The sequence below is a fragment of the Kitasatospora sp. NA04385 genome, from assembly GCF_013364235.1.
Lineage (GTDB): Bacteria > Actinomycetota > Actinomycetes > Streptomycetales > Streptomycetaceae > Kitasatospora.
The window spans coordinates 2,485,178-2,497,865 of the sequence record NZ_CP054919.1 but is presented as its reverse complement, the minus strand read 5'-3'; the positions used below and the strand labels follow the sequence as shown (position 1 = coordinate 2,497,865).

10 protein-coding genes are annotated in these 12,688 nt (G+C 72.9%); 4 read left to right on the top strand and 6 right to left on the bottom strand.

The features are described 5' to 3' along the window. Window positions 1-8: 8 nt before the first annotated feature. The 3 genes from HUT16_RS10880 to HUT16_RS10870 form a co-directional block, all read right to left on the bottom strand. Window positions 9-1,028, bottom strand: coding sequence for a metal ABC transporter permease (locus HUT16_RS10880; protein WP_254897754.1), 1,020 nt, complete (start codon window positions 1,026-1,028; stop codon window positions 9-11). Then, the gene (locus HUT16_RS10875; RefSeq protein WP_176187782.1) at window positions 1,025-1,849 is read right to left on the bottom strand and encodes a metal ABC transporter ATP-binding protein; all 825 of its coding nucleotides are present in this window, start codon (window positions 1,847-1,849) and stop codon (window positions 1,025-1,027) included. The genes HUT16_RS10880 and HUT16_RS10875 overlap by 4 nt, the downstream gene beginning before the upstream one ends. 206 nt (window positions 1,850-2,055) lie before the next feature. Next, a complete protein-coding gene (locus HUT16_RS10870; RefSeq protein WP_176187780.1) occupies window positions 2,056-3,024 on the bottom strand; it encodes a metal ABC transporter substrate-binding protein in 969 nt (322 codons plus the stop codon). Between the two features lie 296 nt (window positions 3,025-3,320). Here HUT16_RS10870 and HUT16_RS10865 point away from each other — a divergent pair, with 296 nt between their 5' ends. Beyond that, a complete protein-coding gene (locus HUT16_RS10865; protein WP_176187778.1) occupies window positions 3,321-4,703 on the top strand; it encodes a glycine--tRNA ligase in 1,383 nt (460 codons plus the stop codon). A 283-nt stretch (window positions 4,704-4,986) separates the two neighbouring features. Here HUT16_RS10865 and HUT16_RS10860 read toward each other — a convergent pair whose 3' ends face one another. From HUT16_RS10860 to HUT16_RS10850, 3 genes are all read right to left on the bottom strand, one after another. Then, window positions 4,987-6,690 carry a hypothetical protein gene (locus HUT16_RS10860; protein ID WP_176187776.1) on the bottom strand — a complete coding sequence of 568 codons (1,704 nt, stop codon included), beginning with the start codon at window positions 6,688-6,690 and terminating at the stop codon, window positions 4,987-4,989. Between the two features lie 301 nt (window positions 6,691-6,991). Next, complete coding sequence (locus HUT16_RS10855; RefSeq protein ID WP_176187774.1) at window positions 6,992-7,573, bottom strand: NADAR family protein; 582 nt, start codon at window positions 7,571-7,573, stop codon at window positions 6,992-6,994. Window positions 7,574-9,045: 1,472 nt separating this feature from the next. Beyond that, window positions 9,046-9,552, bottom strand: coding sequence for a hypothetical protein (locus tag HUT16_RS10850; RefSeq protein ID WP_176187772.1), 507 nt, complete (start codon window positions 9,550-9,552; stop codon window positions 9,046-9,048). A gap of 135 nt (window positions 9,553-9,687) precedes the next feature. Between HUT16_RS10850 and HUT16_RS10845 the strand changes: the two genes are divergently transcribed. From HUT16_RS10845 to HUT16_RS10835, 3 genes are read left to right on the top strand one after another with little or no spacing between them, the layout of a single operon-like run. After that, entirely contained in the window at window positions 9,688-10,947 is a 1,260-nt protein-coding gene (locus tag HUT16_RS10845) for a sensor histidine kinase (RefSeq protein WP_176187770.1), read from the top strand. After that, window positions 10,935-11,582, top strand: coding sequence for a response regulator transcription factor (locus HUT16_RS10840; protein WP_176187768.1), 648 nt, complete (start codon window positions 10,935-10,937; stop codon window positions 11,580-11,582). Before HUT16_RS10845 ends, HUT16_RS10840 begins: the two co-directional genes overlap by 13 nt. Further along, entirely contained in the window at window positions 11,579-12,481 is a 903-nt protein-coding gene (locus tag HUT16_RS10835) for a DUF4097 family beta strand repeat-containing protein (protein ID WP_176187766.1), read from the top strand. The genes HUT16_RS10840 and HUT16_RS10835 overlap by 4 nt, the downstream gene beginning before the upstream one ends. The last annotated feature ends 207 nt before the right edge of the window (window positions 12,482-12,688 follow it).

Below are 12,688 nucleotides of genomic sequence, written 5' to 3'. Positions count from 1 at the left end.
TTCGCACATCATTGTGCCAGCCCCCGACTTGACAGCGACTCCCCCGGCAGCGGTGCATCGGTCGTCGTCCCCGCCGGTGCCCGGACCGGCTCCGTTCCCCCCAGGACTGCCGCCGGGCCTCCGGTGGTTCCCGACCCGCCCGGGGAACTCCCGGCGGCGCCGTCGGGCAGGGCCACGTCGCACACCACCGGGCCGTGCTCGGCGGACGCCCGGTGGCGCCGTCGGGCCAGCGGTGCGGCGACCGCGCTGAACAGGGCGAAGGTGAGGATGGCCAGGAACACGATGGTCGGGCCGGACGGCAGGTCGGCCTGGTAAGAGGTGCCGACGCCGAGCAGCGCCGTCACCACGCCCACGCCGATCGCGGTGGCCTGGGTGGCCGCGAAGGACCGGGTCAGCTGCTGGGCGGCCGCCACCGGGACCACCATCAGCGCGCTCACCAGCAGCAGGCCGACCACCCGCATGGCGACCGTCACGGTGACGGCGGCCATCACCGCGATCAGCAGGTTCAGCACCCGCACCGGCAGGCCCGTTACCCGGGCGAACTCCTCGTCCTGGCAGACCGCGAACAGCTGTCGGCGCAGGCCCACGGTGACCGCGAGGACCACCGCCGCGAGCAGGCCGATCACCGCCAGGTCGCCGGGGGAGACGAACAGGATGGAACCCCAGAGGTAGCTCTCCAGGCTGCCCGCGCCGGACTGGCTGCTCATCGAGACCAGCAGCTTGCCGCCGGCCATGCCGCCGTAGAAGAGCATCGCCAGCGCGATGTCGCCGCGCTGGTTGCCGCGGGACCGGACGAGCTCCATCACGACGGCGCCCAGCACGCAGACCAGCACCGCCGTCCACATCGGGTTGGCCTGGAACAGGAAGCCGAGGCCGACACCGGTCAGCGCGACGTGCCCGATGCCGTCGCCCATCAGCGCCTGTCGGCGCTGCACCAGGTAGATGCCGATCGAGGGCGCGGTGACGCCGACCAGGACGGCGGCGAGGAACGCCCGCTGCATGAAGTCGGGTTGGAACATCTCGATCATGTCAGTAGCCCCTGGGTGGTGCGGTGGTGGTCGTCGGCGTGCGGGTGGACGTGGTCGTGACCGGGCAGCGCGTGCTGGCCGACGCCCCGGGGCGGCGGTCCGTCGTGCGCCACGCAGCCGTCGCGGAGCACCACGGCGCGGTCGATCAGCGGCTCCAGCGGCCCGAGTTCGTGCAGCACCAGCAGCACCGCGCAGCCGCGTTCCACCTCGGTGCGGAGGATGTCGGCGAGCACCTGCTGGCTGTCCACGTCGACGCCGGCCATCGGCTCGTCCATGATCAGCAGGTCGGGGGCGCCGACCAGGGCGCGGGCGATCAGCACCCGCTGGTGCTGTCCGCCGGAGAGGTGGGCCACCCCGTCCCCGGCCCGCTCCAGCATGCCGACGGCGGTCAGCGCCCGGTCCACCGCGGCCCGGTCCTTGCGACGGAACGGCAGCAGCCCGTGCTGCGGCAGCCGCCCGGTGGAGACCACCTCGCGCACCGTGGCCGGCACCCCGCCGGCGGCGGTGGTGCGCTGCGGGACGTACCCGATCCGGTGCCAGTCCCGGAACCTGCGGTACGGCCGGCCGAACAGCTCCAGGGTGCCCGACTCCAGCGGCACCGAGCCGATCACGCTCTTCACGGTGGTGGACTTGCCGGACCCGTTGGCGCCCAGCAGGGCGACCACTTCGCCCGGCCGGACGGTGAGGTCGACGCCGCGGAGCACCGGCCGCCCCCCGACGGTGGCGACCGCGCCCCGGAGCCCGACGACCGCCGGCCCGGCGTCCTCGGGGGAGGACGGATGCGGCCGGTCGGAGTCTGTCGTGGCAATGACAGCACTCATGATGGTTCCTCGCTCTGCTCTCGCCGCTCGCTCAGGTCCGTTTCGGAGGGGCCCGGGTGGGTCGGGGCGGGCTCTGGTGCTTCCAGGTGGGGTTCGGGCACCCGGTTCCGGGTCTCAGGCCCCGGGTTCCGGGAGGTTCCGGGTTCCGGGAGGGCCCGGGAGATCCGCGGTGGTTCCGGGGTGGTTCCGGGGTGTCCGGGGAGGGCTCAGCGGGCGCCGAGCGCGGCCCGCAGGTTGGTCAGGTTCTGCCGCATGACGGAGAAGTAGTCGTTCCGGTCCGGCTCATTGATCCCTTCCAGGGGGTCGAGCACGGCGGTCTTGAGCCCCAGGTCGGCGGCCACGGTGTCGGCCAGCTTGGGGCTGACCAGGGCCTCGAAGAAGACGGTGGTCACGCCGTTCTCCTTGGCGGCGCGCTGGATCGCGGCCATCCGGGACGGGGTGGGCTCGGCCTCCGGGTCGACCCCGTTGATCGCGACCTGCTCCAGTCCGTAGTGGTCGGCGAGGTAGCCGAACGCGGCGTGGCTGGTGACGAAGGTCCGGGTGGCGGTACCGGTCAGGCCGTCCTTGAACTCCTGGTCCAGGGAGCCGAGCCGGGCCACCAGGTCGTCGGTGTTGTGCTGGTAGTCGGCGGCGTTGGCGGGGTCGATCCCCGCGAGTTCGGCGCCCACGGCGCGGGCCACCGCCGCGTACCGGGTCGGGTCCAGCCAGATGTGCGGGTCACCGGTCGCGCCGCCGTGCTCGTCCTCGTGCTCGCCGTCGTGCGCCTCGGTCCCGTCCTCCCCGCCCTCGTCGAGGTGGTGGTCCACCAGGGGGGAGACGGCGGTGGCGTCCACCGCGTGCTTGACGTGGGACTGCTCGACCGCCTTGTCCACGGTCGGTTGCAGGCCCTTCAGGTAGACCACCGCGTCGGCCCGCTGGACGGCCGCGACCTGCTTGGCCGTCAGCTCCAGGTCGTGCGGCTCGACTCCGGGAGCGGTCAGGTCGGTGACCTTGACGTGCTCCCCGCCTATCTGCCGGGCCAGGAACTCCATCGGGTAGAAGGAGGCCACGACCTCCAGCCGGCCGCCGTCCTTCCCCGCCGCGCTGCTGACGCCGCCGCAGCCGGAGAGCAGCAGGGATCCGGCGAGGGCGGTGACGGCGAGTGCTATCGGGGTGGACGTGCGGCGAATCCTCATGACAACCATTCTCATCTTATCTGGAAATGATTGTCAACTTGCATTGGGTGGGCCCGTCCCTTACCAGCCACGCCCCGCCGGTGCCGCCGCCTGTACCGTCCGGGCACCGCACCTTCACCGGGCGACCCCCAACACGCCGGAGAACGCACGGCTGTTCACTCCCGGTACAGCCACCCGGCGGCCCTCCCGTGCCACTATCGAGTTGAACCCCGCCCCTGCATCCCCGGTACCCTGAGTTATTCGGGCGCGCGCAACCAGCCGCGCCCTGACCGTGCCGTCGTACTGAAGAGAGCACTGTGGCCGCCGACAAGATCGACACGATCGTCAGCCTGAGCAAGCGCCGTGGCTTCGTCTACCCTTGCAGCGAGATCTACGGCGGTACCCGTGCCGCCTGGGACTACGGTCCGCTGGGAGTCGAGCTCAAGGAGAACATCAAGCGCCAGTGGTGGCGCGCGATGGTCACCGCTCGGGAGGACGTCGTCGGTATCGACTCCTCGGTGATCCTCGCCCGCGAGGTCTGGGAGGCCTCCGGCCACGTCGCGACCTTCAACGACCCGCTGACCGAGTGCCTCTCCTGTCACAAGCGCTTCCGCGCCGACCACCTGGAAGAGGCCTACGAGGCCAAGCACGGCAAGCTCCCCGCCAACGGCCTGGCCGACCTCAACTGCCCGAACTGCGGCAACAAGGGCGCCTTCACGGAGCCCAAGGAGTTCTCGGGCATGCTGAAGACGCACCTCGGTGTCACCGAGGACGCCGCCGGCCTGGCCTACCTGCGCCCGGAGACCGCGCAGGGCATCTTCACCAACTTCCGCGCCGTGCAGACCACCACGCGCAAGAAGCCGCCGTTCGGCATCGCCCAGGTCGGCAAGAGCTTCCGCAACGAGATCACCCCCGGCAACTTCATCTTCCGGACCCGCGAGTTCGAGCAGATGGAGATGGAGTTCTTCGTCAAGCCGGGCGAGGACGAGACCTGGCACGAGTACTGGCTCGAGCAGCGCTGGAACTGGTACGTCGACCTCGGCCTGCGGACCGAGAACATGCGCTTCTTCGAGCACCCCAAGGAGAAGCTCTCCCACTACGCCAAGCGCACGGTGGACATCGAGTACCGCTTCAACTTCGGCGGCAGCGAGTTCTCCGAGCTGGAGGGCGTGGCCAACCGCACCGACTACGACCTGACGGTGCACAGCGAGCACTCCGGCCAGGACCTCAAGTACTTCGACCAGGACGCGAACGAGCGGTACTTCCCGTACGTGATCGAGCCCGCGGCCGGCCTCAACCGCGCCATGCTGGCCTTCCTGCTCGACGCCTACTTCGAGGACGAGGCGCCGAACGCCAAGGGCGTCATGGAGAAGCGCGTCGGCATGCGGCTCGACCCCCGGCTCGCCCCGGTCAAGGTCGCGGTGCTCCCGCTGTCCCGCAACGCCGACCTCTCGCCGAAGGCCCGCGGCCTCGCCGCCGACCTGCGCTCCGCCTGGAACGTCGAGTTCGACGACGCCGGCGCGATCGGCAAGCGCTACCGCCGTCAGGACGAGATCGGTACCCCGTTCTGCGTCACCGTCGACTTCGACACCCTCGAGGACAACGCGGTGACCGTCCGCGAGCGCGACACCATGGCGCAGGAGCGCGTGTCGCTCGACCAGGTGAAGTCCTACCTGGCCACCCGCCTGATCGGCTGCTGACACCGGGCCCCGGAGCAGAGCCGCAGTTCTCCGTCCGGCCGGCGGACACCCCTTCGCAGGGGCGTCCGCCGGCCGTTCGGCGTTCGGGCCCCGTCCGTTGAAGTTCCCGACCGCCCTGCCGGGCGGGCCCGTTCGAGTGGCGTGCCGAGCGGGGCGGTCGGGACGAGCAAGCGGGACGAGTGGGCGGGACGAGTGCGAGGGTGCGCGGGCCTGGATATCCGGGCGGGGTGTGCGGTCCGGGACGCGCGGTGCGGTGCGGTGCGGTGCCCGCGCGGAGGCCCGGTCAGCGGCGCTGGCGGGACTTCGACCGGGGCCGGGCGGCCGGTTCGGTCGGCAGCCCTGCGGTGCGCAGCGCCGCGAACACGCTGCGGGCCCGGCTCTCCTCCAGGCCGTCCGTGGCGAACAGCACCGCGTTGTACAGCTCCACCGAATCCCGGACCGCGGCCGCGAACTGGCCCACGTCGTCGGCCGAACGCATCCGCACCAGCTCCCGGACCAATTCGGCGGCAGACTCCTCGTCCAGCGCCGCGGCGATCGTGGCGACCTCTCCGACCGGTCGGCCCGCGGCCTGGCGCAGCAGGTGGTGGACGTCGCCGGAACGTCCCGAGGCCCGCAGGCACCGGGCCAGCTCGGAAAGTTCACCGGCAGGAGCGGAGGCCCGTTCCCACAGCAGGGTCTGCCCGTCGGCGGACTGCCCCGACTGCTCCAGTGCGGCGAGCAGAGCGGGAAGCGCCTGCGCGTTCACCGTCCACAGGGCGTGGAACAGGTCGGCCGCCTCCTCCACCAGCCCCTCGCGGCGCAGTTCCGCCAGTGTGGCCGCCGCGTGCTCCGGAGCGCCGAGGGCCACGGACCTGGCCAGGTAGGTGGAGGAACCGGCCGGTCCCTCGCCGTGCAGCAGGGCCGCCAGCCCGACCAGGTCGGCCGGCGCGATCATCAGCGCCACCTGCCCCACGATGGCCGCGGACTCGTGCACCGCGCCCTGCCGGTGCAGGTCGGTGATCCGCTGGACGAGGGCGATCAGCTCGGCACCGGTTCGGAGCCGCGCCCCGCCCGCCTCCGGGGCCGTCCCCGCGCCGGCCCCGGCGCCCTGGAACCCGGCGTCGGGGCTGCTGTTGTTCGCGCTGCCGTTCCCCCTGCCGTCGTGCGTGCTGTTGTCGCGACCGGTGCGCGGCCGGTCGGAGCGCCAGGAGTCGGTGCCGGGCGCCTTGGTGCCGCCAAGCCCGTCTCCGGGAGAGTGTGTTCTGGCCCACGAGGTGCCGAGGTGTTCGTCGTTTCCGGCGCTCGGGCCGTTGCCCCGGGCGGCCGTGTCGCGTCCGGCGGGGCCGGTGTCGGTGTGGGGCGGTGCGGACGGGGAGGCCCCGCGGTCGTCGTTCCTCCTGCTGGAGCGGAGGGGGCGGCTGGTCCTGAACCGGGCACCGCGCAGCGGCGGGGCGTCCGCGGCCGGGGGCGCGGTCGAAGCGGAGGCGCCGATGGTGCTGGTCGTGTCGGTCGTGCCGGTGGAGCCGCCAGCTGTGGAGTTGAAGTCATGGGCGGGATCAGGGCGGTGCCCGCCACCGAAGCGGGCCCCGGTCGGGAACGAGCGCTGCGGGAGCACCGGGGCGGCAGTCGGCCCGGTTGGCTCGGCCAGCCCGGTCGGGCGGTGGGATCGGGGGCCCCCGAGCTGGCCTCCGAAGGCATCGTTCGGGCCGGGAGCGTGGGCGGAGGCGTGGGCAGCGGGTGCCTCGGCCAGTCGTACCGCCAACTGCCGGTCCTCGGCGGCGAGGAGGCGGTCGCTCAGTTCCAGGCAGCGCGCGCCGAGTCCTTCGCGGAGGTTCTGCGCCTGGGCGAGCTGTCGTACCAGTTCGGGATCCGGTTGCCGGGGCGGGCGACCGTACGCGGGCGCGTGGTCGGGTTCGTGGCCGCCCCGGACGGCTTCGGCGAGCCGGCGCTCGCGCTGCGCGGCGAACTGCCGCGCTCTCAGGAGTTCGTCCAACTCCGCTCTGAGCATTTGGACATCGGCCGCATCCGGCCTCGTATTGCGTACGGTCATCGCGTCCCGCCCCGACCTCTCCGAGGAGGCCACCCGACCGGCCTCCGAACACAACAACTGGTGGCCATCCTGGCGCTGCCGTACGGCGGGAACGTTACGGGAGCAAGTCTTAACCTTTTCGGGATGTGGATGGGAACGGCCGTTGTGGTGCCGGAGACCGGTGCAATGCGTGGATTGCGGCCAAATCCCGCCCTACTCACCCCACTTGCGCGAGTTGAGGCCAATCGGCTTACAGGGAGGGGTGGTTCAGCGTGGGAGGTCAGCCCGCCAGCCGGGCCCGCGCCTCCATCAGGGCGAAACCGAGCAGGTTCAGGCCCCGCCACTGCTCCGGGGAGACGGCCCGCTCGTCGTCGGCCGCGAGTCCGATGCCCCAGATCCGGTCGAGCGGGCTGGCTTCCACCAGGACGCGGGTACCGGTACGGAGCAGGTACGTGCGGAGCCGTTCGTCCTGTCCGAACTTCGCGGTGCTGCCGGTCACCACCAGTTCGAAACGGTGCGCCACCCACCGGTCCTCGTCGAACCCCTGGATCAGGCGGCCCAACTTCTTCGCCTCCGCGGGCGTCCGCGCCCCGAGGATCTTCGGGACGGCCTCCTCGTCCCCGAACAGCCTGGCCTTCCCGGCCATCATCCAGTGTTCGGCGGTGTGGTACCGGACCCCGTCGACGGTGAACGGGGAGGGCCACCACTGGCTGAGCGAACCGGGACCGACCTGTCCGTCCTGCTGCGGTCGGTGCCCCCAGAAACACAGGTACTTCGGACGCACCCCGGACGACGTGATCGCGGCCGTCAACTGCTCGTGGGTACGCGTCTCGTGCGGGAGGAGGGGCGGGGGCGTCGTCATGCCGCCATCCTCGCACCGGCTCCGGACAGCGGCTTCCCATTTTCGCGCGGCCCCTGCCGCCGCGTTCTTCCGCGCGGGACGCCGCCCCGCCCCGCCCCGTCGCCGGGCCCGCTTCCCGCCCCGTCCGCACCTGGCAAACCGTAGTAGTGCCCGCCGACCATGCCCGCACCGGTGAGCGCGACCCCGGCAACGGGGGGTCGATCGCCGGATAGCGGTCGTTGGTCGGCAGGGCGCATCGCACTATGGAGGAGTCAAGGACCGAGGGTCTACAGGAGGAAGAACGAGAGCGGATCGGTGGCGGCGGCATCCGTCGGATCACCGGCAGGTCGGGCGGCTCCTTTCGGCCCCGAGCGAGGCAGGTGGTTCAGGTTCCTTGGGCAGGGGTGGGGAAGCGAACCTTCCGAGGCGGGTTTCCTCCTCAGGCGCTCAGTTCCCCAGCGCGGAGCGGCGGCGTGGACCGGCTGTGCTTCTGCGGGACTGCCGGGAGCGCACTTCCCCGAAGCGGGACTGTCGCTCCAGACCGGGTCGCCGCCGCACTCCGGGATCGCGCCGAGCGGAGACGGTCGTTCTCACCGTGTCGGACGCTGCTCGGCTGGCCCGGCCGGGTCGGGGCGGGGACGCCCAGGTCTCGGCCCGGCACCGGGGCCCGGCAGCCCTGGACCCGCCGGGCGATCGAGCCGGACGGTCGCACCCGCTCGTCCGCGCGGGCGTGGCGGGCGTGGCGGACATGACCGATGTGGCGGGTGCGACGGGCACGGGCACGGGCACGGTGCCGGGCCGGGGAGCCCCAGCAGCGGCCGAGCGGTTCGGTCGGCCCCCATCCGCAGCGACCCGCAACCGGCTCGACATCCCGGTGTACAGCCGGTTCGCCGGAGAGCCGGACGCGATCCCCGTAGCGACCTGTGTCGTCAGGTGGACGTTCTGCACTGACACTCCTTCCTTGAGGAACCCGGTGGGCCGGTCGCCCACCGGAGTCGGGACGGCGGCCCGCCTCCGGATCTTCCGAAGCCGGAATCGCCGGAGCCGGAGACGCCCGGCGACCCGGGGTACCGGACCGGCACCCGGCCGGAACGCCGTCACCCCGCACACGGCGGCCAACGGCAGCTCCGCGCCCACCGCCATCAACAGGGCGACCAGCAGCTCCGACCCGCTGGAGGCCGCCGCCAGGTCGCACCCGGCGTCCGTGACCAGCAGGACGCCGGCCAGAACGGCGGGCCCGAACGGGCTCCGGCTCCGTCGCAGCCGCACGGAGGCCGCGGACAGGGCCGCCGCCTCGGCCAGATCGAGCACCGCCCAGGGGCGGCCGCCGGGCAGCGCGGCGAGCAGTGCCGCCCAGGGCAGCAGGACCAGCGCGCAGCCCAGGAACAGCACCTCGGCCCGCAACCACCCGGCCCACCGGCCCGGAACCGCGGGACGCCCGGCCCCTAGGACACCACCGGCACCGCCCGCGGCGGGTACGGGAACCAACCCGATCACGCTGCCCTCCCCTGTATCGGGCGGCCCGCGCAAGCGCAGCCGACGGCCGCAGGCAGCCGCGCCCAGCGGAACTCTCCGGCCACCGAGCCGAACCAGAACCGGCCCGCCGTCCGCACGGTGTCCGCACCCGTGGGCCGCCGCCGCAGACCACCGGCGAGGAAGTGCACCGACGGGGGCGCCCCGCAGGGTGGCAGCCGGCCCCACGCGCACGAGACCGGCCCTCCCCCCGGTCTTCCGGCCGGGCCGCGTCGGGCCCCGCGCAGCCCGGAGCCACCCAGTGAGGACTCGACCACGACGTCGAGCAACTCGCCGTACTCGTAGACCTCCATCGCGGTGCGGCGGCCCTCGCGCAGCCGCACCGCCCACGGGCCGACCTCGGCGATCATCCCCAACTCGGCGGCAGAGGAGGCGAGTTCGGATGAGGTGCCGAGGAGGTCGGCGGTCGCCGCCCGGACGGCGGAGAAGGGGACGCGGCCACAGCGGATCAGGTTCGTGTTCGTCATGCCGTCAAGAATCCTTCGGGGCAGTGATCTTGTCGGTAGCGCACGGCTCCGTCTTCTTGGTGTAGCCAGGTACACCAAAAAGACGGAGGCTCACGCCATGGAGGCCGTGATCGGACGGCCTCTACGCTGATCCGCATGTTCCAGTCGAAGATCGATACGCCTCCGAGCCGGGCGGTACAGGGTGCCGCGGTCCGCGCCGCCCTGGTCGCGCGCACGCCTTGGTCCGCGATTGCTCGACGGGACTCGCTGTTCCTGGCCGCTGGCCTCCCGTTCGGCCTGCCCTGCGCGATCGTCCTCAGCTCCTCGGGCGGCGCCCTGCTGCTGTGGTCGTTCCTGGCCGTGGTCCTCTTCGACCTGCTGACCACCGCCCAGCGCAGCCGGGTCCGCGCCCTGCATGGAGTGGAGATCCCGGGCCGGGTCCCGCCGGGCGCGGGGTGGCTGGTCCGGCTCCGTGCGGGGCTGACGTGGCGCCAGGCCCTCCACCACCTGGTGGTCGCCCCGCTGCAGGCCCTGTGCGCCGGCCTGGTGCTCGCCCTCTCGGGGGCGTCGCTCGTCCTGCTCGGTTTCTTCGGCTGGGTGTGGCTGCTGCCGCCCGGCAACCCCCTGCGCACCGGGCCGGGTTGGGCCGTCGAAGGTGCCTTCGCCACGTTCGGCGGCCTGCTCCTGCTGGCGGCCGTGCCCTGGCTCGCCGCCCTGTTCGCCGCGGTCGACCTGTGGACGGTCCGGGCGCTGCTCGGCCCGAACCGGGCGGAGGTGCTGGAGCGCCGCGTCGAGCACCTGGCCCGCAGCCGGGTCGACGTGGTGGACGCCGCGGACGCCGAACGGCGCCGCATCGAGCGGGACTTGCACGACGGCGCGCAGCAGCGGCTGGTCTCGCTCGCGATGAACCTGGGCCTCGCCCGGCGCACCCTCAAACACCTCCCGCCCGAGGCCCTGGAGGTCATCGCCGCCGCGCACGAGGAGGCCCAGGCCGCCGTCAAGGAGCTCCGCGACCTGGTCCGCGGCCTGCACCCCGCGGTGCTGGAGGACCGGGGGCTCGACGCGGCGCTCTCCGGCATCGCCGCCCGCAGCCCCGTCCCGGTGCACCTCACGGTCGACCTGCCGGGCCGGATAGCCCCCACCGTGGAGGCGGTCGCCTATTTCACGGTCTCCGAAGCGCTGGCCAACGCCGCCAAGCACTCCCGGGCCTCCCGGGTGGACCTCGCCCTGCGCCGGTCGGCCGACCGGCTGCGCATCACCATCACCGACGACGGCATCGGCGGGGCGGAGGCCGGCCGGGGCACCGGTCTGGACGGCCTGCGCAAGCGCGCCGCCTCGGTCGACGGGTCGTTCGCCATCACCAGCCCCCGCGGGGGCCCGACCACCATCACCATGGAGCTGCCATGCGAGCTGTGATCGCCGAGGACTCGGTCCTGCTGAGGATCGGCATCGTCAAGGTGCTGGAGAGCGAGGGCTATGAGGTCGCCGCCGCGGTGGGGGACGCCGAAGCGCTGCTCGCCGCCGTCGAGGAGCACCGCCCGAAGATCGTCGTCGCGGACGTCCGGATGCCCCCGGGCTTCTCCGACGAAGGGGTCCGGGCCGCACTGATGATCCGCCGGCAGTGGCCCGATACCGCGGTCGTCCTGCTCTCCCAGTTCGTCGAGGAGCGCTACGCGGCGGACTTGCTGGCCAGGAACACCAGCGGTGTCGGCTACCTGCTCAAGCAGCGGGTCGCCAACGTGGATGAGTTCGTGGAGGCGCTGCACCGGGTCGCCCAGGGCGGTACCGCCCTCGACCCCGAAGTCGTCGCCCAACTGCTGCTGCGCCGCGACAGCGATCCGCTGCACCGGCTGACGCCCCGCGAGCGGGACGTGCTGGCGCTGATGGCCGAGGGGCGTTCGAACACCGCGATCGCCGATTCCCTGGTGGTCAGCGACAGCGCCGTCTCCAAGCACATCAACTCCATCCTCACCAAACTCGACCTGCCGCCCGCCGAGGACACCCATCGGCGGGTGCTCGCGGTGCTGCGCTTCCTGGAGGTCAGCCAGTGACGAGGCCCGCCCCGCCCGAGCCCCGGGTGGTTCCCGCCGAGCCCCGGGCGGTTCCCGGACCGGGCAGGCTCGCCCGCTGGCTGCCGGTCCCGGGGCCGGTCGGCCCGACGGCCGCGCCCGGCCCGGGCGAGCGCCGGGTCTGGCGGATCGTCGGCGTGCTGGCCCTGGCCTGCGTCGTCCTGGCGGGCGCCGCTGCCACGGGGGCGCTGCTCGTCCGGCAGGAGGCGGTCCGGGAGCGGACGTACTTCGAGACGGTCGGGCAGCTCGACATCGACTCCGGCCCCGCCCAGGTCACCGTGCGTTCCGGCGGCACCGACCGGGTGGTGGTGTCCGAGCGGATCGGCTGGGCCCTGCGGAAGCCCACGGTCACCGCCAGGATCGGCGAGGGGACGATGACGGTCTCCGTCGACTGCCCGGAGGCCCGGATCCTGCACGGTTGCCCGGTGGCCCTGGAGATACAGGTGCCGCCGTCGACCAGCGTCCACGCCCGCAACGGCTCCGGGCGGACGGAGATCGCGGGTGTGTCCGGCAACGTCTCGGCGGAGACCGGCAGCGGCCAGATCGAATTGATCAAGGTCAGCGGGTCGATCTGGGCGAGGAGCGGGTCCGGACAGATCATCGGCACGGAGCTGAGCTCGTCGAGGGCCCAACTGTCCGCCTCCTCCGGGTCGGTCACCCTGCAGTACGACCGTCCGCCGGACGAGGTCACCACCCGCCTCGCCTCCGGAAACCTCGTCCTGCAACTGCCCGACGACCACAGCCGGTACCGGATCGACCTCAGCAGCGACGGCGGCAGCCAGACGATAGACCAGTCCCTCCAGGACAGCGGCGCGCCGAGACTGCTCGACATCACCTCCTCCTCCGGCACCGTCACCATCGGCCGGACCGGGAGACCCTGACCCGCCCGGGCCCGCCCGACAAGGGGGGCCGCTCGTCGCACTCGTCCCTCACCGCACCCATCCCCACCACGCCGCACCAGCCCAGCCCTGACCGCCCGGCCCCACCCCCCGGTCCAACCACCCAGTTCCGCCAGGTCAGCCCGCCCCGCACCGCCCCGTCAGCCGCCCCGCCCCGGTCCCGGACGGGCCCGCCCGGCGGGTGGGAGA